At 34.7% G+C, this 25,426-nt stretch carries 24 protein-coding genes; 4 read left to right on the forward strand and 20 right to left on the reverse strand.

The window, feature by feature from the left end; translation table 11 throughout:
- Window positions 1-3: 3 nt before the first annotated feature.
- From yycF to BMX40_RS09730, 7 genes are all read right to left on the reverse strand, one after another.
- Window positions 4-708: a response regulator YycF gene (gene yycF / locus BMX40_RS09700; RefSeq protein ID WP_090869276.1), complete on the reverse strand. Its 705-nt coding sequence runs from the start codon at window positions 706-708 to the stop codon at window positions 4-6.
- Between the two features lie 829 nt (window positions 709-1,537).
- Window positions 1,538-3,001 carry a peptidoglycan DD-metalloendopeptidase family protein gene (locus BMX40_RS09705; RefSeq protein WP_090869278.1) on the reverse strand — a complete coding sequence of 488 codons (1,464 nt, stop codon included), beginning with the start codon at window positions 2,999-3,001 and terminating at the stop codon, window positions 1,538-1,540.
- Window positions 3,002-3,407: 406 nt separating this feature from the next.
- Window positions 3,408-4,697 carry an adenylosuccinate synthase gene (locus BMX40_RS09710; protein ID WP_090869280.1) on the reverse strand — a complete coding sequence of 430 codons (1,290 nt, stop codon included), beginning with the start codon at window positions 4,695-4,697 and terminating at the stop codon, window positions 3,408-3,410.
- Window positions 4,698-4,875: 178 nt separating this feature from the next.
- A complete protein-coding gene (dnaB, locus tag BMX40_RS09715; protein ID WP_090869282.1) occupies window positions 4,876-6,246 on the reverse strand; it encodes a replicative DNA helicase in 1,371 nt (456 codons plus the stop codon).
- Between the two features lie 56 nt (window positions 6,247-6,302).
- On the reverse strand, window positions 6,303-6,749 hold the full coding sequence (rplI, locus tag BMX40_RS09720; RefSeq protein ID WP_090869284.1) for a 50S ribosomal protein L9: 447 nt from the start codon (window positions 6,747-6,749) through the stop codon (window positions 6,303-6,305).
- Window positions 6,746-8,716, reverse strand: coding sequence for a DHH family phosphoesterase (locus tag BMX40_RS09725; RefSeq protein WP_090869286.1), 1,971 nt, complete (start codon window positions 8,714-8,716; stop codon window positions 6,746-6,748). Before BMX40_RS09725 ends, rplI begins: the two co-directional genes overlap by 4 nt.
- Before the next feature lie 84 nt (window positions 8,717-8,800).
- Entirely contained in the window at window positions 8,801-9,745 is a 945-nt protein-coding gene (locus BMX40_RS09730) for a YybS family protein (RefSeq protein ID WP_090869289.1), read from the reverse strand.
- Between the two features lie 249 nt (window positions 9,746-9,994).
- Here BMX40_RS09730 and BMX40_RS09735 point away from each other — a divergent pair, with 249 nt between their 5' ends.
- From BMX40_RS09735 to BMX40_RS09750, 4 genes are read left to right on the forward strand one after another with little or no spacing between them, the layout of a single operon-like run.
- On the forward strand, window positions 9,995-10,480 hold the full coding sequence (locus tag BMX40_RS09735) for a DUF1189 family protein (RefSeq protein ID WP_090869290.1): 486 nt from the start codon (window positions 9,995-9,997) through the stop codon (window positions 10,478-10,480).
- 43 nt (window positions 10,481-10,523) lie between these two features.
- Complete coding sequence (gene modA / locus BMX40_RS09740; protein WP_090869292.1) at window positions 10,524-11,294, forward strand: molybdate ABC transporter substrate-binding protein; 771 nt, start codon at window positions 10,524-10,526, stop codon at window positions 11,292-11,294.
- Between the two features lie 13 nt (window positions 11,295-11,307).
- Window positions 11,308-11,985: a molybdate ABC transporter permease subunit gene (modB, locus tag BMX40_RS09745; RefSeq protein WP_090869294.1), complete on the forward strand. Its 678-nt coding sequence runs from the start codon at window positions 11,308-11,310 to the stop codon at window positions 11,983-11,985.
- 13 nt (window positions 11,986-11,998) lie between these two features.
- On the forward strand, window positions 11,999-12,631 hold the full coding sequence (locus BMX40_RS09750) for an ATP-binding cassette domain-containing protein (RefSeq protein ID WP_090869296.1): 633 nt from the start codon (window positions 11,999-12,001) through the stop codon (window positions 12,629-12,631).
- Window positions 12,632-12,649: 18 nt separating this feature from the next.
- Here BMX40_RS09750 and rpsR read toward each other — a convergent pair whose 3' ends face one another.
- The 13 genes from rpsR to BMX40_RS09815 all read right to left on the reverse strand — a co-directional run bounded on the left by rpsR (window position 12,650) and on the right by BMX40_RS09815 (window position 25,354).
- Window positions 12,650-12,880: a 30S ribosomal protein S18 gene (rpsR, locus tag BMX40_RS09755; RefSeq protein ID WP_170840739.1), complete on the reverse strand. Its 231-nt coding sequence runs from the start codon at window positions 12,878-12,880 to the stop codon at window positions 12,650-12,652.
- A gap of 917 nt (window positions 12,881-13,797) precedes the next feature.
- A complete protein-coding gene (locus BMX40_RS09760) occupies window positions 13,798-15,378 on the reverse strand; it encodes an ATP-binding cassette domain-containing protein (RefSeq protein WP_170840740.1) in 1,581 nt (526 codons plus the stop codon).
- Between the two features lie 327 nt (window positions 15,379-15,705).
- On the reverse strand, window positions 15,706-18,375 hold the full coding sequence (locus BMX40_RS09765) for a class III lanthionine synthetase LanKC N-terminal domain-containing protein (protein ID WP_090869302.1): 2,670 nt from the start codon (window positions 18,373-18,375) through the stop codon (window positions 15,706-15,708).
- Between the two features lie 1,126 nt (window positions 18,376-19,501).
- On the reverse strand, window positions 19,502-19,732 hold the full coding sequence (locus BMX40_RS09770; protein ID WP_090869304.1) for a hypothetical protein: 231 nt from the start codon (window positions 19,730-19,732) through the stop codon (window positions 19,502-19,504).
- Between the two features lie 149 nt (window positions 19,733-19,881).
- The gene (locus BMX40_RS20220) at window positions 19,882-20,076 is read right to left on the reverse strand and encodes a hypothetical protein (protein WP_090869306.1); all 195 of its coding nucleotides are present in this window, start codon (window positions 20,074-20,076) and stop codon (window positions 19,882-19,884) included.
- Between the two features lie 35 nt (window positions 20,077-20,111).
- A complete protein-coding gene (locus BMX40_RS20225) occupies window positions 20,112-20,357 on the reverse strand; it encodes a hypothetical protein (protein WP_090869308.1) in 246 nt (81 codons plus the stop codon).
- Between the two features lie 270 nt (window positions 20,358-20,627).
- On the reverse strand, window positions 20,628-20,849 hold the full coding sequence (locus BMX40_RS09785; protein WP_090869310.1) for a hypothetical protein: 222 nt from the start codon (window positions 20,847-20,849) through the stop codon (window positions 20,628-20,630).
- 402 nt (window positions 20,850-21,251) lie between these two features.
- Complete coding sequence (locus BMX40_RS20940) at window positions 21,252-21,449, reverse strand: site-specific integrase (protein WP_090869312.1); 198 nt, start codon at window positions 21,447-21,449, stop codon at window positions 21,252-21,254.
- A 277-nt stretch (window positions 21,450-21,726) separates the two neighbouring features.
- Complete coding sequence (gene ssb, locus BMX40_RS09795) at window positions 21,727-22,227, reverse strand: single-stranded DNA-binding protein (protein ID WP_090869314.1); 501 nt, start codon at window positions 22,225-22,227, stop codon at window positions 21,727-21,729.
- A 30-nt stretch (window positions 22,228-22,257) separates the two neighbouring features.
- Complete coding sequence (rpsF, locus tag BMX40_RS09800) at window positions 22,258-22,548, reverse strand: 30S ribosomal protein S6 (RefSeq protein ID WP_090869315.1); 291 nt, start codon at window positions 22,546-22,548, stop codon at window positions 22,258-22,260.
- 176 nt (window positions 22,549-22,724) lie between these two features.
- Window positions 22,725-23,825, reverse strand: coding sequence for a redox-regulated ATPase YchF (gene ychF / locus BMX40_RS09805; protein ID WP_090869317.1), 1,101 nt, complete (start codon window positions 23,823-23,825; stop codon window positions 22,725-22,727).
- A 214-nt stretch (window positions 23,826-24,039) separates the two neighbouring features.
- Window positions 24,040-24,234, reverse strand: coding sequence for a DUF951 domain-containing protein (locus BMX40_RS09810; protein WP_090869319.1), 195 nt, complete (start codon window positions 24,232-24,234; stop codon window positions 24,040-24,042).
- Between the two features lie 100 nt (window positions 24,235-24,334).
- Window positions 24,335-25,354 (reverse strand): YkvI family membrane protein, encoded by a 1,020-nt coding sequence (locus tag BMX40_RS09815; RefSeq protein ID WP_090869321.1) that lies wholly within the window; start codon window positions 25,352-25,354, stop codon window positions 24,335-24,337.
- Window positions 25,355-25,426: the final 72 nt, after the last annotated feature.

The following is a 25,426-nucleotide window of genomic DNA, read 5'->3' on the forward strand; positions in this document are numbered from 1 at the left end:
TAACTACTCCTGTTCAGGGTTACGTAGATAGTACCCAACACCTCGACGAGTAATAATCCACATTGGGTTACTCGGACTTTCCTCAATTTTTTCACGAAGTCTACGAACAGTAACGTCAACTGTTCTCACATCGCCAAAATAATCATATCCCCACACGGTTTCCAATAAATGCTCTCTTGTCATCACTTGTCCTATATGACGTGCTAAATAATGTAGTAATTCAAATTCGCGGTGTGTTAATTCAATTTGCACACCATCCCTTGTAACCGTATAGGCATCTGGATGAATAACTAGTGCCCCTATGCTAATATCTTTAGACTCTTTTGTTGACTCCTCTGGTACTTGTTGTTGGCGTCTCAGGTTAGCTTTTACACGTGCAATTAACTCTCGATTACTAAATGGCTTTGTAACGTAATCATCTGCACCTAGTTCCAAACCAAGTACTTTATCAATTTCTGAGTCCTTAGCTGTTAACATGATAATTGGCATGGTTTGTGTCTTTCGAATCTCTCGGCACACTTCATATCCGTCCTTACCTGGAAGCATGATATCCAATAATACTAAATCAGGTGATTCCTTCTCTGCTAACTCAATCGCATCATCTCCGCCATATGCACAGACAACTTCATACCCTTCCTTTTCAAGATTGAATTTTAGTATATCTGCAATTGGCTGCTCATCATCTACAACAAGAATTTTATGTGCCATGTTATCCATTCCTTTCTTTAATAGGTAAGAATTTTATATACTTTCACTCTATAAACGTACATCTAAGGATGGCTAATCGTGAACTGGATTAACTATTAAAATATTTATATTTAAAAGCTATTATACATTAAAATCATATACATATTTATTCTATCGTACTTTAATCGAAATGTCTTTTCTAGATTTAACAGAACATTCTACCATAGACCACCAAACCTTAATAAATCCTAGAACATTTTGCATTGTAAATTGCGGATAATGTATATAATGCGTCATAACTTTTGGTTGGTTATTACTAATTTTTCACTTATTAGCGGTATGAAAAAACGCTACGACAGAATACTTCGCTTTCCGCGGATTGCCTGAACCTATATATAAAGGAATGAGGTTCCACTTCGTCATTGATGTGGATCGTGGTTCCGCTAAATCACAAAAAACCGTCCAAACCAGGTGTATGAGGATCCTCATTCCTCTATCAGCCATAAATCAGTGTAAATCTTACTAAATATAGGTGAATAAAGGAATGAGGAACCATAACCATGCTCCGAATGAATGATATCGGCGATTTAGCGGAATGAGGTTCCACTTCGTCATTGATGAGGATCGTGTTTTTACTATTTGGCCCCAATGATGGATAGATAGATCTTGCATTCTCTCATTGACGATTTAATTTTGCCACTATCAGCTTAATATTTTGAATACCAATTTTTTAGTTACGTCACATAATACATCTACTACGATACAGCTTTAAAGTTAGCGAATATATTTAAAAAGTATAATCTAATGCAAAAACAGGCTAATTCATATTTCTGAACTAGCCTGTTTGCTATTAATTTAAATAATCAACTGGGTTTTGGACGGATCCATTCTTGTGAACTTCAAAGTGTAAATGCAAACCAGTTACATTACCAGTTGTACCCATAACACCTATTTTCTTACCTTTTTCTACGGTTTGTCCGACACTAACATTAATCGATGAAAGGTGTGCATATAGAGTTTTTATTCCATTATTATGATCGATAACAACCTTATTTCCATAACTTCCATCATAGCGTGCCTCTGTCACAACACCATTATCTGCTGCTAGGATCGAACGATTACTTGGTCTCGCAATATCAATTCCTTTATGCATTTTACCCCATCGATGCCCAACATGACTCGAAATATATCCACCAACAGCTGGCCAACTAAGTGACCCTGTACCTCTTGAAGGAATTACTTTTGTTCCCTTTACAACCACTTTATTCACAGGTTCTTTGGTTACACTTTCTTCAAGTACTTCTTTCTGGGTCACTTTACCATTTCGAATTTCTATTTCATAATGAACTTCTTTCTTACCTTCTGAACCTTCTTGTTTTACGGTTTGTTCACCTTTATATAGTTCGTCTGATTCAACTGTTTCTGTTTGATAATCAATCGTTTCTTCTTTCTTTTCCTCTTTATGAACAACAACATCAACAAATGGTTTATAATCCGTTACATTAATTTCTTGATCAATTTGTAAAATAGAATCTTCTGTAAGATCTGGATTTATATCCAATAACTCATCGGTAGATAAATTATAATTTGCTGCAATTTGCCCTAATACTTCGCCTTCTTTGACCTTATGCTTTTCCTCTTTCAATGTACCTTTTTCAAGAAGCTTAACACCTTGTTTTACAGTCAATACTTTTTTAGGTGCAACTTTTTCGGTAGAAAATGAAACTTCTTCCGATAATTGTACGTCTAATATAATAGAATCGCCTATTTTAAGATCCTTTTTCTTATCTTCATCCACCGTAAGTGGTTCATCGACACTACTATTATTTTGATTCAATTCTTCTAAGATTTCTTCATCTACGAATTTCTTTTTATAGTTAGTAACTACTTCTTCAGCAGAAGCTTGGTCATTAAAGTGACCCACAACGTCATCACCGATTTTAAGCTCAATGGTTTCTGCCTTTACGGTTAGCTCGTCCTCTAGTAGATTCGCTACAGAATCATTATTTACTGTCGGTTTAAAAACGCGTTCTGAAACCAAAGAAACATCCTCGCCAACAGTAATCGTTAGATTTTCATCTGCATATTCTTGTTTTCCTTCTTCAATTGTATCTTCAACAGCTCGTTCTACAATTTCCGGATCGCTAACTTTCCCAATATGCTCGCCATCTATATAAACATGATGAACTGTTTCTACATCTCCGTCCTCTTCAGCAAAGGCAATTCCATATGTAAAAACTAGACCAAAGCATGTTGCAAGTGATACTCGTTTTAAGAAACTAGATTTTTGTTTCTTGTTCTTTTGGTAAAACACGTTGGTATTCCCCCCATACTACTCTTCTATATTTACCAGTTTTGAACTGGATGAGTAAAAAGTAATAGAAACTCTTTTTATATCCTCTACTAATCTACCATATGTATCACGTTGAGGGGAACACAATTCCCTATAATGTAAAGAAAATGTATAATAGTTTACAATATTTTACTATTATTGAAGCTAAATCGTGTGTTTTGGCATATAATTCGTGTATTTTTATCAAATTCACTATAAAATGACACGTTTTTTACAATAAGGTTACAAAACATCATAATGATGAATGAACCTAATATTTTCTGCCAGCTATATGTGGAATAAATAAAAACTCGTACAGAAGTTAATAACTGTACGAGTTCATTCGATATTTTCTAAACTGAGCTATTTCACTAGTTAGCCTTTTATATTAGCTACTATATACACTGCGAACAACATTGGTTTGAGAACGATCTGGACCTACAGAAAAAATAGATAGTGGAATTTCTGTAAGCTGAGAAATACGCTCCAGGTAATGACGTGCATTTTCTGGCAACTCATGGAGACTTTTTACATTTGTAATATCTTCTGTCCAGCCAGGCATTTCTTCATAAACTGGTTCACATTCAGCTAGAATGGATAAACTCGCTGGAAATTCATCCATTTCTTTCCCTTTGTAGCGATATGCTACGCAAATTTTCAGTGTCTCAATACCAGTTAATACATCTAATGAGTTTAAGGATAAATCCGTAATCCCACTTACTCTTCGTGCATGGCGAACGACAACACTATCAAACCAGCCTACCCTTCGTGGACGTCCAGTAGTAGTACCGTATTCACGCCCTACCTCACGGATTTGATCACCAATTTCATCATGTAGTTCAGTTGGGAACGGTCCATCCCCAACTCGTGTCGTATACGCTTTGGAAACCCCAACAACATGATTAATTTTTGTTGGACCAACTCCTGCACCAATGGTTACTCCTCCTGCAATCGGATTGGAGGATGTAACAAATGGATAGGTACCCTGATCAATATCAAGCATTACGCCTTGTGCACCTTCAAACAACACACGACGCCCCTCATCCAACGCATCATTTAGTACAACAGACGTATCACAAACGTATTTAGCGATTTGTTGACCATACTCATAGTATTCATCCAAAATTTCATCGACCTCAATTGGATCAACTTCATATACCTTTTCAAATAAACGATTCTTTTCTTTTAAATTTTGCTCTAGCTTTGAACGGAAGGTGTCTTTATCTAATAAATCAGCAATTCGAATACCACTTCTAGCTGCTTTATCCATATAAGCAGGACCTATTCCTTTTTTGGTTGTCCCTATTTTATGAATTCCTTTTTCTTCCTCTTGTAAGATATCCAGTTTTAAATGATACGGTAAAATAACATGCGCTCGATTACTAATTCTAAGATTATCAGTTGATACATTTCGTTCATGCAAGTATGCAAGTTCCTCGACAAAAGCCTTTGGATCAATGACCATTCCATTCCCGAGTACACATATCTTGTCTTTAAAAAAGATACCAGACGGAATTAAATGTAATTTATATGTAACACCATCAAACTTAATTGTATGACCTGCATTATTACCACCTTGATAACGGGAAACGACTTCAGCATTTTGCGAAAGAAAATCAGTAATTTTACCTTTTCCTTCATCTCCCCATTGGGTACCAACAACTACTACTGAGGACATAACGCACCTCCACTTAGGATATTGTTTGTATTTTATGTTTTTTCTATAGTAATTTTATCAATGAATTTTTATTTAGTCAATCAAAAAACGAATAATGTGCATATGAATTATATAATTGTACGGTTTTAGAAGATTCCTATATTACTAGATAAAAAAACAGCCACATTGGGCTGTTTTTTTATACTTGAATAGGCTCCGGAGGTACATCGCTTTCTTGATAGCGATGGTCCAAGTCTACGAATTTATTATATTCTTTTACAAAAGCAAGCTCGACAGTCCCAACAGGACCGTTACGTTGCTTCGCCAATATTATTTCAATAATGTTTTGTTTCTCTGATTCTTGATCATAATAATCATCACGGTATAAGAATCCAACAATATCAGCATCCTGCTCAATACTTCCTGATTCACGTAAGTCAGACATCATTGGGCGCTTGTCTTGACGCTGTTCCACCCCACGTGATAACTGAGACAATGCAATTAATGGAACATTTAATTCACGGGCAAGTCCCTTCAATGCTCTAGAAATCTCTGAAACTTCTTGTTGTCTATTTTCACCAGGTTTACCACTACCTTGGATTAACTGTAGGTAATCAATTAAAATCATTCCTAATCCATGTTCTTGCTTAAGGCGTCGGCATTTAGAACGAATTTCATTGACACGGATACCAGGAGTATCATCTATATAGACACCTGCATTTGATAATGACCCCATTGCCATCGTTAACTTACTCCAGTCATCTGCTTGTAAGCTACCTGTCCGTAAACGTTGCGCATCAATATTTCCCTCCGCACATAGCATACGTTGTACAAGCTGGTCTGCACCCATCTCTAAGCTAAATATAGCTACATTTTCATCCGTTTTTACTGCTACATTTTGTGCAATATTTAAGGCAAAAGCAGTCTTACCAACCGATGGACGAGCTGCAATAATAATTAAATCATTTCGTTGGAATCCTGACGTAATATGATCTAAATCTCGATAGCCGGTAGGAATACCTGTTACTTCCCCATCATTATGGTGTAATTGTTCGATATTATCATAAACGTCTATTAATACATCTTTTATCGCTTTAAACGCACCTGAATTTTTGCGACCAGATACTTCTAAGATGTTTTTTTCCGCATCATTTAATACTTCTTCAATGGCATCTTCTTTATCAAACGAAGTAGTTACAATATCTGTAGCGGTACGTATTAATCGCCGAAGTACTGCTTTCTCTTCGACGATTTTACTATAATACTCAATATTAGCTGCTGTCGGTACACTTTCAGCAACTTCTGTTAAATAGGATACGCCACCCGCTTCTTCTAATTGTTTATTGTTGGAAAGAGAAGTGGTCACCGTAACAAGGTCAATCGGTTCACCTTTATCCGCAAGGCTTATCATCGTAGCGAAAATACGCTGATGGCTTGCACGATAAAAATCCTCCGGCATTAATAGTTCAGACGCTGTTGAAAATGCCTCTGGTTCAAGAAAGATTGCACCAATAACAGCTTGTTCCGCTTCTATATTATGTGGTGGTGTGCGATCATTCCATTCACTCATCTATTTTTCCTCCTTTACTAAAGAGACCATTTCCATGTTGTTGTCGTTGCTTTGTGTTATTGCTCAACGACATGGACTTTCACTGTCCCAGTTACTTCGGGATGAAGTTTAACCGGAACATTTGTATATCCTAAAGCACGGATCGGTTGGTCTAACTCAATTTTACGTTTATCAATCTTATGTCCATACTCTTTTTTCAATACTTCTGCGATTTGCTTACTTGTAATAGATCCGAATAAACGACCGCCTTCACCAGCCTTAGCCTTCAATTCAACAGTCAGCTCAGCTAATGTTTCCTTTAAAGCCACTGCTTCATCTTTTTCTTGCTGTTCCAGCTGGGCATTTTTTCGTTTCTGAGCTTCTAATGCTTTCATATTTCCTTGGGTAGCTTCCTCGGCTAAATTATTTTTTAGTAAATAGTTCCTTGCATATCCGTCTGAAACGTTTTTAACGTCTCCCTTTTTCCCTTTTCCTTTTACATCTTTTAAGAAAATTACTTTCATTCCGATTCTCTCCCCTCATCGTATTCATCAAGTATATCTTTTAATAATGATTCAGCATCATCAATGGTTGTATCTTCAATCTGTGTGGCTGCATTTGTTAAGTGCCCTCCACCATCCATTTTTTCCATTATAACTTGGACATTTATTTCACCTAATGAACGTGCACTTATTCCGACTTTTCCATCTTTACGCTCGGAAATTACAAAAGATGCATTAATTCCACTCATTGTTAGAAGTGTGTCAGCAGTTTGAGCAATTAGAACCGGTCCATAAATATCACCAGGTTCTGCTTTAGCAATCGCAATCGAGTCACGATAGACAACTGCTCGTTCTATTAATTTACTTCTTCTAATATAGAGGTCTAAATCTTCTTTTAAAAACTGTTGAACTAAAACCGTATCCGCACCTTTAGCTCGTAAGTACGACGCCGCATCAAAGGTCCGAGAGCCAGTTCGTAACGTAAAGCTCTTCGTATCAACAGTTATACCTGCTAATAATGCTGTTGCCTCTAGCATTTTTAGTTTTCTACCTTTTGGTTGGTATTCTAATAACTCCGTAACTAGTTCAGCTGTTGAGGATGCATAAGGCTCCATATAGACAAGTGTTGGATTTTCAATGAAATCTTCTCCACGTCTGTGATGATCAATGACTACTTTATACTCTGTCTTATTTAAAAGTCGTTTGTCAACAACCATTGACGGCTTATGCGTATCTACCACAACAACTAGACTACGATTCGTTACAATGTCTTCTGCGTCATCAGGTGCAATAAAATGCTCCCACAATCCTTCATCCTCATGAATTGCTTCAACCATTCTAGAAACACCTGTATCCACATCATTTGGATCAAAAACAATATACCCTTCTACACCATTTGTCTGCGCAATGTTTAAAATACCAATTGCAGCACCAATGGAATCCATGTCAGGTGATTGATGCCCCATAATAATAACATTATCACTTGCTTTTACGAGATCCTTTAATGCGTGAGAAATGACACGAGCCCTTACTCTCGTTCGTTTTTCCATTGGATTTGTTTTTCCTCCATAGAAACGAACTTTTCCAGAGTCATCTTTAATAGCAACCTGATCTCCGCCACGCCCTAGCGCTAAGTCTAAACTTGATTGTGCTAGCTCACCTAAGGCTGGTAGTGTAGAATTCCCTACACCAATCCCGATACTAAGTGTTATCGGAACATCTAACTCCGTATCTAAATCACGCATATCATCTAGAATATCAAACTTTGTCTTTTCAAGTTTCTGTAAGATTTCTCTTGTACCTACAGCAAGGAATCGATCTTGAGAAGTACGTTTAATATACAAACCGTTTTGCTGTGACCACTTGTTTAAAAATGAAGTTACGTTGGAATTTAGTTGACTTTTAATCGTATCTTCCAAATTCTGTGTAATTTCATCGTAATTATCCAGATAAATCATAAAGATTACGGTTTGGTCATTTTTATACAATGTTTGGATTTCCGTTTGCTTTGTACGGTCAAATAAATATAAAAGTCGTTCTTCTTTTTTTATACTCGTTTGAAACTCATATCCCTCTAACTGTACCCATGCTTCTTCTTTATTTTCTTTGATCATGGGAATTAAATCTTCGGAAATATCATTTAGAGAGCTTCCAACCAGGGAATCCTCTGAAAATTGATTCATGTAAGGATTCGTCCACTCAATTCGATAATCCTCACTAAATAAGACAATACCAATTGGCATTTCTAGTAAGGCCTCTTCTCCAACTTTTTTCACACGATAAGACAAAGTAGAAATATATTTTTCTGTTTCATCCAGCAAATTCTTTTCATTACGGATACTATAGTAAAAGGATAATATTAATAATCCAGTCATAATAATTCCCAGTATCCACTGGTAATACCAAATAAGCCCTAGTAAAACTGTCGATAGGATATAAATAATCCATAAGTGTTTACTAAGTGTTGGTTTTTTTAGTAAATCAGGCATTCAAATTCAGCTCCTAGTAAGGAAGACTGTACCTTCCACATGGAACATACAGTTTCTTCAGCCTTCTACTATACATACATTTAGTTATTTCTTAAATAATCGATCCCTAAGTCCGAATCCTATATCAATTATACCTAAGATTCGCATCAAAGGAAGTAATAGTGGTAAAAAAATCACTGTTAAAATGATAACAATTATTGGTATTGCTTTGGACATTCGTTTGTAGTGGGTATAAAAGAATAAAAAGGAAAACCCTTGAATGACCATTAAGAAGCCAGCAAGTACTAATATATTTTGTAACCCAATAAATAGCATGCTATCAGGGTCGGATTGAAATAGCGATAGTACTAATGCTAAAAAGTAAATCCAGATAATGGATACTGGAAATCGTAAATGATGAAACTTAGGAAATTGAAGCTTCTTATGATCCATTCGATTTATAACTTTATAACTAATCCACTGACTAATGAACGCTTGGACAATCGCCGCCATGACAATTAGCATGGGAAGTAAATCAATAATCATAGCAAGCGTCTCTTTTACTAGAGCAAATTGTTCCTCGATTAACTCTTCCTCTAATCCAAGTTGGCTCATCATCGATTGACTCATATCAATAGATGTTTCCATACTGTTATTTAATTCATCAACAATGTTTACATCCAGCAGTATTTGCGTAAATAAGAGTGAGAACAATAACCCCACAACAAATCCTACTGTACCTCTTGCCCACGTTTCATATGCCGTTAACTTTCGTTTTATAGCAGCACCTATCATGATCCCACCAACAGCCGAAATAACTACGACAGGTATAGAGATATATGTGGCAAATAGTGTTCCGATTATCAGCGTTGCGATGAACATGATTAAAGAAGGTTTCCAATCATATTTCGCTGTAAAGATAATAAATGGTACTGGTAGAGCAAATGAAATAAAAATTGATGTAATCGGAATAAAAAACCAGATTAACAAGAGAACGATAAAAATCGCCGTTAATAATGCACCATCTGTTAGTTGTTTTGATTGATTCATTTCTGCACCTCATCCTATAAACCATAGGTTGATAATTATATTTAACTCATTAGTATATGATAACATGTATGTCTAGGAATATGGAATCAGAATGAGGCAACAATATTTCCAAGGTGATATAGGGTTTTCGTTCGAAGTAAGTTTCACAAAAGGTACACTACGCTTTCTTCATAATGTCCATTATAATATAATGATAAAGATGAAAAAAGAGCAGCTTATACTTCTGGAACGTAGCAAAGGATGGAATTTATGATTTTATGGAGAACATTCCTTCAAAGTTTACAAATACCAAGTAAAAAAATCATTTTTAAGTTAAATCGAACTGGGATGGATACGACCGTTTTTTATATGTTTATACTACTCTTTATTGTCTCTACTCCTTCCCTTATCGATCGTATTAATGAAAATACTGGTTTCACGTCAGAAATGAATATTGTATTTCTATTTATCTATTTTTTTATATTTTCTTATTTACCACTAACGATTACCATTTTTGTAGGCATTACAATAATCTCCTATGCAATGACATGGATTGCACAGCTAATGGAACGAAAACTACATTTACAAGTATTATGGAAAATGGCTGCTTATACGTCTACAATTCCATTTCTACTGTATACCGTTTTTGAATTGTTTTACTCTGCTCCAGACGTACTTTTGTGGTTTTCCCTTGTATACATCGTAGTTATGCTTATTATAATTATTTCTGTTTATCCCAAAAAGAGGAGAGGATAATTAATAATAGTAGTTTTTAGCTATCTTTTTAGGAGTGTTTCACATGAAACATTTAATATACGTAGTTACTTTACTTGTATTTCTTACGGGATGTATGGATGATCATACCGATACATCTAATGAATCTAAGCTATTGATTTCTGCTGCAACAAGTTTAACCGATGCTCTAAATGAAATCATTCCCCTATTTGAAGAAGAAACCCGTTCAACAGTGGATTTAAATATTGGTGGGTCGGGTACACTTGCTCGTCAAATACAACAAGGCGCACCTGCTGATGTATTTTTGTCGGCGGATACGCTGTCAATGAACCGACTTAAGGATCAAGGTTTAATTGATTCAGATACAGAAATGATGTTTGCAGCTAATCAATTGGTACTAATCGGTCATCGTGATACAGATCTATCCATTAATTCTTTAGATGACCTAACAAAAACGGAAGTTGGACAGATTGCAATAGGAAACCCAGATAGTGTTCCCGCAGGGCTTTATGCAAAAGATTCTTTAGAGCATATAAACATTTGGGACAATCCTTCCCTTAAGAAGAAATTTGTCTATGCTAGAAGTGTGCGACAAGTGTTATCCTATGTTGCAACTGGGAATACGGATATCGGTTTTGTGTATAAAACAGATTTACAGAAAGAGGATAGGGTAATACCATTACTTAAAATAAATGAACATTTCCACAAACCGATCGTTTATCCGGCCGCTATGCTAGAGGATAGTAGCCAACCAGACTTGGCGGAACAATTTCTGTCATTTATAAAGCAGGAACACATTCAACAAATTTTTAAGAAACACGGTTTTTCTTTCTAAAGGTGGACATAAAATGAATATTACACCGTTATTTTTATCGTTAAAAATTGCAGGAATAGCAACCATATTTGTACTTATCATGGGAACATTTTTAGCACGAATCATTGCCAGAAATAAATTTCCTGGGAAACGAATCATTGAATCGATCTTACTATTACCGATTGTCCTACCTCCAACTGTTGTAGGCTTTGGATTACTATATTTATTTGGCAAGAATGGGCCGATTGGTCGTTTACTATTAGACTGGTTTCATTACCAGGTTGTATTTACATGGGTAGGCGCCGTAATTGCTGCTATAGTTGTATCGTTTCCACTCATGTATCAAAGTGCTTCTGCTGCCTTTCAAACCTATGATCAAAACTTAGAAAATGCAGCTTATACAATGGGCGCATCACGTTTGAAAGTATTTTGGACCATTTCCTTTCCGCTAGCATGGCCCGGATTATTAGCGGGATTAATTTTAACATTTGCACGTGCATTAGGTGAATTTGGAGCAACCTTGATGATTGCTGGTTTTATACCAAACCAAACCGAGACGATTCCACTTGCAATCTATTTTGCTGTTGAGTCTGGTAAAATGGACACAGCAATTTATTGGGTTATTAGTATGATCATAATTGGTTTTAGTACCATGCTTTGGCTTAATTGGTGGAGTGGCAAAAATATGATGCGATTCTCTAGTGATAATTAAATGGTGGGATAATATGCTTACAGTAGATATATTTAAAGAACTTAAAAACTATGACCTTAATATTAAGTTTCAAGTGAACCGTGAGATTACTATTTTATTTGGACCATCTGGTGCAGGAAAAACAACTATTCTACAATGTATCGCAGGAATTACACAACCAGATAAAGGAACCATAAAATTAGGTGACCGATCATTTTTTAAATCTAGTACAAAACCAATTCCAATACAAAAACGAGAAATTGGCTACCTTTTTCAAGATTATGCCCTCTTTCCCCATATGACCGTTTGGAAAAACATATCCTATGGCATGAAGGATCGCCAATTAACGAACAAATTAATTCAGACAGTCAAGTTAAATAATTTATTAGACAGTTATCCTCGTCACATTTCAGGTGGCGAAAAACAACGTGTTGCTCTAGTACGTGCACTAGCAACAAAACCAAAAGCACTACTACTTGATGAGCCATTCTCAGCTTTGGATCAGCAAACAAGAATAGCATGCCAGGATGAGCTTCTACGACTTCATGAACTATGGAAAATACCGATCGTTATGGTCACCCATGATGAACAAGAAGCAAACAAGTTAGGCAAGCAAATCATTGAAATAGAAAAAGGGAAAGAACAAAAAACCTCTAAGTTTAAATAAACTTAGAGGTTTTATTTGTTACTCAGCCACATATGGCAATAATGCCATTTGACGAGCACGCTTGATTGCTTTTGTAAGTTTACGCTGATATTTAGCAGAAGTTCCAGTTACACGACGAGGAAGAATTTTTCCACGCTCAGAAATGAAACGTCTTAGCAAATCAACATCTTTGTAGTCGATGTGTGTAATACCGTTCGCTGTGAAATAACACACCTTACGACGCTTTGCACGACCGCGACGAGCTGCCATAGATACCCCTCCTTTTATAATTTGGGTGCCATTCGTTTAGAATGGGAGTTATGTCTACTGAGTGTGTGTAAGTAGACGTAATCCCTTCTTGCTCAGTGTTTGTGTGTGTATTCTCATATATAGTGTGTAAAATCGTGTATAATTTATATGTGTGCAAGATGTATAATAAAGAAATTTAACCTGTTTGTCAACAATTTATGAGAAATTGTTCGTTCCAGCATTTTTTACGAAACTATATTTTCAAAATTTGATCATTTCTTGGTAGGTAAAGCTACCCGTTACTTTAAGTACATTGTTTCAAATTCTTAACTTACTTATAGGTTATTTTTACAATCTTATTTATTGCTTAAATTATTACATCAGGTCTATCGGTATAAATGGAATGACTTGACTATGTTGCAAATGTCAAATCATTGTGTTTACTTAAATTTGCTGTAGCTTTAAAATAAAGTTTGATCATTTTCTCCTTGTGTTGTTCCGTTAAAGTGCCCGTTTGGGGAACTAACTATTAAAAAAGAGGTTCCTCTTTGTTGGATAATTCAACGAAAAAAGGATTAATTAATAAAACTAATTGGAAGTAGTAATAGGTCTAAAAGTGCAAATACAGAAACATAGCATGGACAAAAGAAAAGGGTTCCCAACATTATTAAGGCAATTTTTATAAAAGATTATAGTACTTCTTTTTTTTATATGTGCAGTTAGATGTTGTTTTTCTTCACAAAAAGAACAGGTAATTCCACAGCCTAATGTAAAAGACCTCTGTGCTCATTTAATAGAGATAGCCACAGGACACTTAAGTACGTGGGACATCGATCCCACCGCAATACTGTTCCCCCACCTTGTAGAGATATGTTTGAGGTTGGTTGGAACATTGATACCGTATAACAACTATACCCATTGAGCTCCCCCAAATAGTATTAACTTAATTTTATTTTTTTATTAAATCTATTACTAATTTCTTCATTTAGTCTATGTTCGATATCTATTACAGTACCTGGATAATCTATAATAAGCTGATTCATTCGATTAGCACTTACGTCATCCAATCCTGACAATGCCTCATCAACCACCAAAATTTCTTTGTTATATAATAAAGCTCGTGCAACTTCTAACCTTTTCAACTCGCCGCCTGACAATTGATGCTTATCGGAACCAAGATTTGTGTTTAGCCCTGATTCATTGGCGAAATGCGATAATTGAACTTTTTCCAATACATGAAAGAGCTCTTCATCTGAAACATCTTTTCCCAGTACTAAGTTATATCTTAAAGTGTTATGGAAAACAAAGGGTTGCTGCTCGACTACAGCAAATATGTCTGTTAAATCACCATCCAATGTCTTACCATACTGGATGGTCCCGTCTATGGTACGCTGCTCATTCATCATTGTCCTTATGAGCGTTGACTTACCTGAGCCAGAGGAACCTTCAATCAATAATCGGTCACCTTGTACAACATCAAAGTTCAGATTTTCTAAAATAGGTTTGTTTTTTTCAAAGCCGATACTTACATCGTTCAAAGAAATCAAATAGGATTCATTATTTGAAAATACTGGTGGTTCCGGTAACTCATTTTGTGGTCTATCGTCTAATACCTTATTAAGCAATGGTTTCGTTGCTGTCATTTCATTATAGATATTAGCCAATGAAATAAGAGGTGATACGACTCTATCGGCTGCCATATAGACAGTGATCAATGTACCTACTGTAATGTCACCCTGCACGACAATCCAAGTACCATATGATAGCGCAGTCATTGTTGATATCACATAGAGTGAACCCACTAAAAAAGATGATGCTTTCTGTCTTATATTCATCGAATAATACTTATCTTGTTCATTGGATAATGAACCAAAAATTTGTCTGAAAAAGAATCCCGTTGCTTTATACCGTTTAAGCAGATTTCTGGCTCGAAGACCATCCTCCAGTTCTTCAATATATGACTGGTTTGCTGATTGCCATTCTTCTGTTCCTTTTCTCAGCCACTTGGATGTCAACCTCGGTATAAACGTAGGTAAAAAACCTAATATGACAAACACCAATCCAACCTGCCAGTTCGTCAATAGAAGAAAGATCAATGTAACGACACCTTGAAGGATACAATAGATAAAGTTCATGGAGTTATTTACGAAATCATTTTCAATCTGTTTTATGTCTGCCGTGATGGTTGACATGTAATCACTAGAGGCAACCTTATCGTTTCCCTGCTTATAGGAGCGTTTGAACACTTTATCTTTCAATTCGATATTTATTAGTCTTCTTAATCTTCCAAAAAAAAATGAATTTAAAAATGTTGCCAATATAATTGTTAACCAGACCACTAACCATGCAATGAGTAAAAATGGTGCTTTGTCATATTTTCCATCAGTCATTATATCTGTAAATTGCCCGATAAAATACGGAAAAACAAGACCATCTAAAGACATTACAAGTAAACAGATTAGAGTAATGAACGCTAGTGCTACCTTTCCGTGGAAAAGCCTAAACATCATTTTGAACATCTTCATCCCCCGATTTCCGTCCTATAGTATATATAAGTTTATATAACGTGGGTTATAAAATTAAGTGATTCACTAAAAAACTGCATGTCTTGATATATTCCACCTGTAACCACTAAAGTATACCAGACATGTCCTACACCCATCTTTTCAAAACAGAGCTTGTATTCCAGAAAAATATCATTAATATAATTGCAGCAGTCGTAGGACCACCAAAAAGTGAAAGCACAGCCATAAGGCTGTTTATTACGTTATCATAAAGTTCAAACAAAGGCTCACTTCTTCAACGTGCGTTTTTTAACAACACCTCATTTGACAAAAAACGTTTTTTTACCTTAAAGGAGGTAAGGAACTAAAGTTATATTCATCCCATGACAATCTTCCTTCGTAATACTTTTTATATAATTTTAATATTTTTAGTATTCCCAAGCCTCCATTTCCAAAGTCGTCAGCATAAAATGATTGCTTATCCCCCAAAAAACCAATGACTTTACTATTATTTTGAAAGTGCGTTATTGTATAATTTATATTATGAGTAAGAATGTATTCAAATTTTTCTTTGATTTCATCGGGGATATCAGGAAGTAATAAAATCCCCATAATAACTAACGCTAATCCAGCAGATCCATAAGTTATTCCATAATTATAAGTAAAAGGTGAATCAAGAGATGTAACTAAATCTAGTATAAAATCCCAATTATGTCCTCCATTTTTATGATAATGATGTAATAGAGGTAAAATCAGCCCAGCTCCACCGGCAAAAACATAAGGTGATCTGATATTTGGCCATTCCTTTATATTATAAGATAAGCCACTAAAATATGAATCTTCGCTAACTGTTTTCAGGTCTTCATTGATAATGTTATATATAGTTTCCCAATTATAATCTTTTTGTTCTGCAAATATAAGAGAATAAGCTACTCCTATATTACCGTATTCTAAACCTTGATAATCACTAATTGGCATTGTTATACTTTCTAATTTCTTTCTTACAATATCAACCCATTTATTAATTTTGGGGTACTCTTTATTAGTATTAATTAATTTTAGACTGGTATAGATACCCGATAAACCATTTGCAAAATCTAGATTATCAAAGTTAAGTTCTTTGATCTTTTTAATCATACTAAAAAAGAAATGGTTATTTTCAATAGGTATTCCAGATTGAGCAAGATAAAGGGCTAAACCAGCCTTTCCAAAAATTAAGCCATCATTTAATTTACTGGTATTATCAGTTTCCATAGCAAACTGTTGTAAAATATTTGCTGTATCTAGCAATTGTCTTTCATCTATAATATTAAAATCATGAAGACACAAAGAGACACCCGGTAAACCATATATTAGAGACAAGCGATTGTCAAGATAATCGGACGTCCTAAATTTAAAAATATTTTCAGGATTATCAGCAATTATATTAGAATAGTATTTTAATAATACTGTTTCAATATTTTCAATACGGGAGATAAGATTGAGATCTTTTTCGGTTTCGACGTTTATTTTTACGGGGCTTTTATTATTGTGTTTAAATAAAGTTTCTTTAAATTTATCGCCAAGATTTTCCAATGAGTATCCTCTTAAAACAGTATCTCTTAGCAAGATTCCAGCTTCAAAAATATCTTTAGTGCCTACGGGAAGTCTCGGAAGTATCGTTTCGTACTCTTTCTCATAAAAACTTTCGTCAAAGAAATAACCTCTATTCTTACCTATGATAGAATATAAAATCAGCTGAGAAGTCATGTATATATCTTTGAGATCACTTCTAATGCCTTTGGGTATTCTATACATAAATCTATCTGTCCCCATCAAGTACCATTCATTATCCTCAATAGTTGAAATTCCCTCCGCATCGATTAAGCTAATTTGATTCCTGGAAGTTATCAAGAAATTATCATCTGATATATCGTTGAGGACATAACCATTTGAATGTAATTGTAGTACAAATTCAAAAATTTCATCAAAAATTCTCTTGAGAGTGTTTATAAAATCTATTTTTTCCTTCTCAGACTTTTTTGGTTTAGCAAGAGGGGTTTCAGATATAAACTCTCTTAAGGATTTTCCTTTAAGTTTTTCGACAACTATGAATATCGAATCCCCTTCATAGAAGTAATCTATAGCTCGCGGAAGTAAAAGATTATACTTGTTATGGTTTTTATTAAAAAACTCAAACTCATTTTTCCTTGCTTTTTGAGCTCTGTATAAGGGTTCATTTACTAATGGTATACCCCCTAGTCGTCCCTCTTTAATTATTATTCCCTTCCCATTTAAATCATCATATCCTTCATACACATTACCGATTGCAGAATGTCTTAGTATTTTATTAATCGAAAAGGTATTGTTTGTTAACTTACCTTTTACTTTGACTTCTTGAACAGTTTCGTCATTAAATATAAATCTTTCAAAAGGATCTTTAATCCCATCTGGAAGAGTAAAGTATCCTTTTTTAACTTCTCTACCTAATTCACCAAATCCGTCCATTATTTGGTGATCCTTTTCATTAAAATTGGTAATCTCTTGTTTTGGAAAAACACTTCCATATCTATAAAATATAAAGTCACTATCCTTATATTTTTGATCGGATGGAATTTGCACGCCTGTCTTACAATCAATATCTAGATAAATTTTTTCAATAAGTTTAACAAATTCGTCTTTATTACAGGGGTAAATGGTAATGTACTTTCCGAATTGACTGACACCAGTGTTTTTATTCGATAAAGCCATAAATGATTCTGTATCTGGTACATACTTAAAGGAAACTCTTTCTTTTTGCAAAATCTCTGTTACTCTTCTTAATACTGATGGATATTTATCTAATGTAGGGGATAAATGAATTTTCCATCCTTGCAGAGGTAAAGACTGAAAATTATCATAAATAATATATCTGAAAGGAAAGACATCATTTATTACCATATTTTGCTCAATTTTAATACCGGACCTAAAATAATATTTATTCAGATTTATATCTGTATCTTTCAATTCAAATTCATTCAGAAATTCTTTCATGTAGAATCCTCCTCGTATTGAATTACTAATTGATAACTATTTAAAGACAATTAACAGGTTTTGTTCTACTTTTCTAGATAAATTTAAAACTTTTTTTAAGTAATTCAAGTAACTGAATTGTAAAATTAATCGGGATATGCACATTCCTAGATAGATAATTATCAAGAACAATTGGACTATCTGGAAGAAGCCACCTATCACTACCACAAAGTGCTTCATATATATCATCGCCAGCTATCTACATGGAATTATTTTCAAAAGCATGTTGTTTCGCTTATATTAAAGTAAATGAACGGTTTAATATAAAATTAAACCGTTCATTTACTTTGAAAAAGAATATAGTTAAGGCCCTATCGTACAACTGCTTGTACAGCTATTACTTACAAATGAATTAGCTGTAGAAATTCTCTCTCTTTTAGAAACATCCAAACGTTCTAATTTATCACGTAAACTCATAGTTATCACTTCCCTCTTATAAAAAGAGTATCAATTTTCCTAACATTTTAACACCCTTCAAAAGTGTGAATTAATTGACATTTTTCGATGTAGTTTCGGCACAATTATATGATTCTATTTGCCTATAAAATCTGCTTATTTAATGAGGAGTATGTTGATGTATAATCACCAAGTAGAATTAAACCATTTGCTCACATCTTCCACCCGAGTTATATACATCGAGTGGTCATAACCACCTTATTCGGCTCTTTTCTTTGTCCAGTGTATTGCTCAAATAAAGTTAATAACATAGGATTCATGTTCAAGACTATGGAACATTATAACTTGTCTAATAAGCTAAAATATTCTCCTGCAGAATATATCCAATTCCCTTATTTCATTGGCGTAACTTTTTGATTTTAATCTTATCATTTTGTTGTTGTAACATTTGCATTCTATGCTTTAATTCGACTTTTTCTAGTACAAGCTGCCAATTATTCTCTAACAACTTTGCATCTTTTTCACGTTCTGACTTTTAGTCTTCCATTGATTATTTATATCTTTGCTCAAAGCAGTTCCCCTACAGTTAGTGGCTTAGTTTTTGCTTCGTTAGCTGAACCAGCTGTAACTTCTTGTAATGCTTTATTTTACTCTTCTTGAATTAGTATGGCTGATCACAGCGTTGTTTTAATTATGGGTGGTTATAAATAGTCTTTCTTATCCTAGACTTTTCGGCAATTTTAGAGATTGATAGTTTTTTCTTTCCTCGTATAATATTGGAAATAACCTGTTCTATCCTATCAAGCGTATCTTGTTGTTTTTTAAGATCTATGATAATATCCACTAAATAGGATTCTATTCTTCTTAATTTATTTTCATAGGAAACTTCACTTGGAACTTTGGATAATTCATTTCTAACCATCTCCAAACGCCCTTTATGTACGTCAAGAAACTCTGGTGTTATTAAAAAATTTCGGCATCTCAAGCATACTCCATCAGCAGCACAAGGTTCATTACGTATTGTATGGTGTAAGCACAAACCATGTGTTAAAACTTGGATTTATTCATAGCTCAAAGAAGTTTATCATCTTGATCAGTCGTTTTGCCCTTAAACAGATTATTCTCCTTTGATTTATCTAAAATTTGAAGTGATTTTTTGCCAGATAATATAGCACCTTCATTTAGAACTTCATTAAAGAGTATCTTTACCTCTTCTTGAATTGGGTGAGTATAATGCTGTGTTCCAAGTATTGTTCTCTGATTCATAATTCCGGAATTTACTTCTATTGAGGCTCCACCTTTTAGTGCATAGGTGGCAAATGCATGTCTAAGCGTATGGGATGTAAAATCCAATTTACTTTGCCATTTGTAAAAAATTTATGTTCTCGTAGCCCTGGTCTTAAAGAATTCTTATTCCAATTAGGATGGTTGACAAGTGCAACTGGTAACCCTTTGATATTTCTATTTTGCTCTAAATTCTTCACGGCAGTTTTTATTATTTTGTTAATAAAGTCTTCATCAGAAACCTTAGCTGTTAGTTTCTCCATCTACTTTTTTGTATCAGTTTTTAGTGCTTTATTATCAATATTTCTGTCATCATATACCCTTTGAACATATCCTACATTATCTGAGACATACCAACCCTTTACATTACCCTTAATAAGAATTTCTTTAATTGCAAGAGCTGCTATTTTATTGTTAAGGGACTTAATGGTTTATTGGTGGTTTCACTTTTTGCTGTAAGTAAATGGTCAAAATTTGCTGTAAGAAGCTCTTGGGTTATATCGGCAAAGGATTCTACCTCTGGTGCATACTTATTAATACTTAGTATATCTTACAATACCATTCATGCTCCTTTTTGCAGTCAGTATCTCACCCGTAGTCATTTCATGATGCATAAACCATTTAATTACTTCTAACATTCTTGGCTTATGTTCAAAAGCATAAAATTTTATCTTTAATCTTGCTCCACGAAGATGCGGCTTATCTACATACCCGTTGAAATCCCACTCCATATCCGAAACTTGCTTTTTCCACAACGAAAGTCTCTTTCTGGATTGGAGGGGTTATAATCAAATAATTGAAATGCCTTTTCGTTAATTTCTACGTTATTATTCTTAGCCACCACTTTCAATCACCTACAAACATTCTATAATTGTTTCTAAAGCATGTTCTATCGTTTCTAAATGGTTTCGAGTCCCGGATTATAACTCGGTAGCCATATAAAGCTCTCTATCAGCCCGTAATCGTTCTAAATGGTTTCTATGGACAGCAAGATGAGCTGGTGTGTTAATAAACTTCGGGCAAATAATACGCATATTAAATCTCGCACATATATTGCCTTGCTTATCTTTAATTGTTATGGGGTTAGCATCTATGTATTCCTCAACACCCTCATAATAGTTATAAAAAGAAACAACGGTGACAAGGTACTTATTTATTCACCTTCCTGATTTTTCCTCATTCTTTCCAACTTCCCCTGATTTTTTGAAGTCAATAAATGAAATCATACTTCGCTTATTCACTTCATAAAACTTCAACTCCTTCTTGGAAAGCCAATTAAAATACACCTTCAAATCCCTACAATAACTCTCTATGGTGTTTAATGCCCTTCCCTTACTTTCAAGGTAATGCAGAATAAAGCAACTTCCTCCACCATATTCAAGTTTTCATCCACTAATATAACTGAATGCTGTCCATTTTCTCTTATAGTTTTTTCTACCGAGTATGAATACATAAAAAAAACACCCCGAACCTAATGTCTCATTCTCATCCCACACATTGGATAAGAACTGTTTAACATTAGGATTCGACGGTGTTCGTCAAATATCCTTCTTATTTACACACATTTTTACACATTTTACACACTGCGTATAATCTATTAGACATACGCTATACATACACACTTTTCTGATCTCAGAATGGTAAATCGTCATCTGATATATCGATAGGCTCACCGTTGTTTTTAAACGGGTCCTCATCATTTTGAAATTGATTGTTTCTGTTTTGATTTGGATTGTTTTGGTTCTGATTCGGATTTGGATTTTGTTGGTATCCAGATGAGTAATTATCTTGTCCCCCTCTATTTTGTGAGGAACCTTTTGACTCAAGAAATTGCACATTATCTGCAACAACTTCTGTAATGTATACCATTTTTCCATCTTGGCCTTCAAAACTACGTGTTTGAATACGACCATCTACTCCAATCATACTACCTTTTTTCATATAGTTAGCAAGGTTTTCTGCTGGTCTACGCCAAATGACGCAATTAATAAAATCAGCTTCTCGGTTCCCTTGCTGATTAGAAAAAGGTCGATTAACAGCAACGGTAAAGTTAGCAACAGCTACTCCACTTGGTGTATAACGTAGATCAGGATCCTTCGTTAACCTGCCGACAAGTACGACACGATTTAACATCAGAACCACTCCTTAATATGGGTCAATTATTTATTGATCATCTTCTCGAACTGCGATATGACGAATAATATCTTCACTAAACTTAGCTAGGCGATCAAACTCATTTACTGCGTTTTCATCACCAGTGAAGTTAATTACTACATAATATCCATCACGGTAGTCGTTGATTTCATATGCAAGGCGTTTTTTACCTTTTTCATCAACTTTTTCAATCTCCGCCCCATTATCAGTTAAAACACTGTTGAAACGCTCAATTAAAGCTGTTTGAGCTTCCTCTTCCATGTCTGGGCGGATGATATACATGATTTCATATTTTCTCATCCGTTACACCTCCTTTTGGTCTTAGCGGCTCTTATCTATAAAAAAGCAAGGCTTTTTGCAATAAGAGCAAGGAGTAATCTAAATTCATTACTCACAATAGTGTATTATACCAAATGTTATATGAAATGACAAGTTTTCGAGAGACCCTTTTCTACATCATAATATTGCTGGTTGTTTTATACATTAAAACGGAAGTGAATGACATCGCCATCTTTAACAATATACTCTTTGCCTTCCAATCGAACCTTTCCTTTTTCACGAGCTTGTCCCATCGATCCAGCTTCAACTAAATCTTCGTATGAAACGGTTTCCGCTCGGATAAATCCTCTTTCAAAATCTGTATGGATAATTCCTGCTGCTTGTGGAGCCTTGATCCCTTTGCGGAACGTCCATGCTCGTACTTCTTGCTCTCCTGCAGTAAAATACGTCGCTAAGCCTAATAGGTTGTAAGATGCTTTAATTAACTTATCTAAGCCTGCCTCGGTAATTCCTAAGTCTTCTAAGAACATTTCTTTTTCTTCTTGGTCAAGCTCCGAAATCTCTTCTTCTATTTTGGCACAAATAACAATAACTTCTGCACCTTCTTTAGCTGCATAGTCACGTACTTTTTGCACATATTCATTCCCATTCGGGTCGGCAACTTCCTCTTCACTAACGTTCGCGACATAAAGCATCGGCTTACTTGTTAGTAAATGGAGACCCTTCACAATCTTTTGCTGTTCTTCCGTGAAGTCAATTGCACGAACTGGTTGTTCTTCTTCTAGCGCATTTTTAATCTTATCAAGAATGTCAAACTCATTTAGTGCTTCTTTATCTTTTTGTCTTGCTAATTTTTCTACCCGTTGGAATCGTTTAGTAACTGTTTCCAAATCTGCTAGAATTAGCTCCAAATTGATGACTTCAATATCATCGATTGGATCTACTTTTCCAGATACATGGGTAATATTTTCATCAACAAAGCAGCGTACGACCTGGCAGATTGCATCTACTTGTCTGATGTGGGATAGAAATTGGTTTCCTAATCCTTCCCCTTTGCTTGCACCTTTGACAATCCCTGCAATATCCGTAAATTCAAATGCAGTTGGTACGGTTTTCTTTGGTTGTACTAATTCCGTTAATTTATTTAAGCGGTCGTCTGGTACTTCCACAATACCTACATTGGGGTCAATTGTAGCAAACGGGTAATTTGCTGCTTCTGCCCCTGCTTGAGTTATTGCATTAAATAATGTAGATTTACCTACATTCGGAAGTCCGACAATTCCTGCTGTCAAAGCCATTAAACTTTCACTCCTTAAGGTTTCCATTCAAATGAACGCGTTCGTTATTCCAATTATAGATATTAGGGATAAAAAAGACAAGCATGTAAAAAGCAAAAATAGGCACCAAATGGATACCTATTTTCGCCTTTTACCCTATTGTTTTTTCTTTTTCTATATTTCTATGCATCTATTTTAGCATTTTGACAGAGGTTCGTCTATTTTTACTATATTTTTAAGAAGATTTTTCCAATACTTTTTTTAGTTTTTTCGTGAAGTCACGACGTGGGATCATCACACTATGGCTACACCCTAAGCATTTAATTCGGATATCCATCCCCATGCGAATGATTTTCCACCGATTCTCTCCACATGGATGCGGTTTTTTCATTTGTACGACATCATTTAGATCAAAATCCTTATCCGCCATGTAACCTTCTCCTCACATCTTATAACGTTCTAAATTTAGGTAAATATATAATATATAGTACAATAACCTCCCATCTATACACAAGGGAGAAAAATTATATTTAACCTTTTTCCATATTATTCCAAATAGGGAAGAGAAGTAATCGTGTTAGTACATATAAGTTTAATATTCCATAAATCGGATATAATATCCCAATTAGTTTAGAAAAACCCAATGTTGTTAACGGAAGCATTGTAAGTAATGTAACAACTACAAGTAGCCATAATGGTTGTTTTAAGTAACCTTTAATCCGGGTAACTATCCCTAGTACTCCAGCAGCCGCTGTTGTGAATATGGCAAACCATAATAATATGGACATTAGAATTACCATTTGAAATGGATAGTTTTTAAGTATTGCAAATAAAGGTATTTCATATAAGAGTAGTTCATCCGATATTTGAATTAAACTATTGTTATAAATATAAGAGATTACCCCTAATATTACTCCACTACCTATCCCAGCAAACCAGATTTCTTGTTTGGACTCTACTTTATTGCCTACTGCCCCCAAAACAGCAATTAATGGTAATATATTTAGTGCAGTAAATGGAAATGCTGCCGTCCAATTACTTTGTTCATACCAATGAGAAAATAAGGAAAGATCCTGATCGATTGTAAATACAATTAACACAAACAAAAGACCTATTAACAATACAGGTAGAATAATTTGATTTATGGATAATAAACCAGTGATATCTTTACTAAATAAAATAATAAGTACCAAAGAAATAAAAGCTACTCCCCACCAATAAGGTAGATTAAATGCTTGTCCAGTCGCACCACTACCTGAAAGCATGACTACAGTTGTCGTATATAAATAAAGAAAGATCATAACATCATATAATTTAGATAATCTGTTTCCAACGATTACACGTAAAACAGGTCGATACTCTGAAGATTGTTTCTCATAACTTACTGTCATAATAACAATACATGAAGTAATAAAAAATACCATAAACAGGACAATAGCAAGTCCACTTTCATGACCAAAAAATTCCCAAAGTTCCCTTCCAGATGCATATCCTGCTCCGATTGTCGTTCCAATGATTAGGAACATCCATTTTAAACCTGATTTTATCATTACGTATCCTCCAATAATTATTTGGCAGATTTCGAACATACATGTTGCTCTTTCCTTACTTTATGGTAAAAG

Source organism: Oceanobacillus limi, assembly GCF_900111445.1.
Lineage (GTDB): Bacteria > Bacillota > Bacilli > Bacillales > Amphibacillaceae > Ornithinibacillus > Ornithinibacillus limi.

Excerpts from the sequence above, each read along its gene's own strand:
- BMX40_RS09750 (WP_090869296.1), top strand. The coding sequence starts at position 11,999 with ATGCTTACAGTAGATATATTTAAAGAACTTAAAAACTATGACCTTAAT.
- ychF (WP_090869317.1), bottom strand. The coding sequence starts at position 23,825 with ATGGCTTTGACAGCAGGAATTGTCGGACTTCCGAATGTAGGTAAATCT.
- rpsF (WP_090869315.1), bottom strand. The coding sequence starts at position 22,548 with ATGAGAAAATATGAAATCATGTATATCATCCGCCCAGACATGGAAGAG.
- BMX40_RS09735 (WP_090869290.1), top strand. The coding sequence starts at position 9,995 with ATGATTTTATGGAGAACATTCCTTCAAAGTTTACAAATACCAAGTAAA.
- modA (WP_090869292.1), top strand. The coding sequence starts at position 10,524 with ATGAAACATTTAATATACGTAGTTACTTTACTTGTATTTCTTACGGGA.
- BMX40_RS09770 (WP_090869304.1), bottom strand. The coding sequence starts at position 19,732 with ATGGTTAGAAATGAATTATCCAAAGTTCCAAGTGAAGTTTCCTATGAA.
- dnaB (WP_090869282.1), bottom strand. The coding sequence starts at position 6,246 with ATGAGTGAATGGAATGATCGCACACCACCACATAATATAGAAGCGGAA.
- BMX40_RS09810 (WP_090869319.1), bottom strand. The coding sequence starts at position 24,234 with ATGGCGGATAAGGATTTTGATCTAAATGATGTCGTACAAATGAAAAAA.
- ssb (WP_090869314.1), bottom strand. The coding sequence starts at position 22,227 with ATGTTAAATCGTGTCGTACTTGTCGGCAGGTTAACGAAGGATCCTGAT.
- BMX40_RS20225 (WP_090869308.1), bottom strand. The coding sequence starts at position 20,357 with ATGGAGAAACTAACAGCTAAGGTTTCTGATGAAGACTTTATTAACAAA.
- BMX40_RS09760 (WP_170840740.1), bottom strand. The coding sequence starts at position 15,378 with ATGTTCAAAATGATGTTTAGGCTTTTCCACGGAAAGGTAGCACTAGCG.
- modB (WP_090869294.1), top strand. The coding sequence starts at position 11,308 with ATGAATATTACACCGTTATTTTTATCGTTAAAAATTGCAGGAATAGCA.
- rpsR (WP_170840739.1), bottom strand. The coding sequence starts at position 12,880 with ATGGCAGCTCGTCGCGGTCGTGCAAAGCGTCGTAAGGTGTGTTATTTC.
- BMX40_RS09710 (WP_090869280.1), bottom strand. The coding sequence starts at position 4,697 with ATGTCCTCAGTAGTAGTTGTTGGTACCCAATGGGGAGATGAAGGAAAA.
- BMX40_RS20220 (WP_090869306.1), bottom strand. The coding sequence starts at position 20,076 with ATGAATCAGAGAACAATACTTGGAACACAGCATTATACTCACCCAATT.
- rplI (WP_090869284.1), bottom strand. The coding sequence starts at position 6,749 with ATGAAAGTAATTTTCTTAAAAGATGTAAAAGGAAAAGGGAAAAAGGGA.
- BMX40_RS09765 (WP_090869302.1), bottom strand. The coding sequence starts at position 18,375 with ATGAAAGAATTTCTGAATGAATTTGAATTGAAAGATACAGATATAAAT.
- BMX40_RS09725 (WP_090869286.1), bottom strand. The coding sequence starts at position 8,716 with ATGCCTGATTTACTAAAAAAACCAACACTTAGTAAACACTTATGGATT.
- BMX40_RS09815 (WP_090869321.1), bottom strand. The coding sequence starts at position 25,354 with ATGATAAAATCAGGTTTAAAATGGATGTTCCTAATCATTGGAACGACA.
- yycF (WP_090869276.1), bottom strand. The coding sequence starts at position 708 with ATGGCACATAAAATTCTTGTTGTAGATGATGAGCAGCCAATTGCAGAT.
- BMX40_RS09730 (WP_090869289.1), bottom strand. The coding sequence starts at position 9,745 with ATGAATCAATCAAAACAACTAACAGATGGTGCATTATTAACGGCGATT.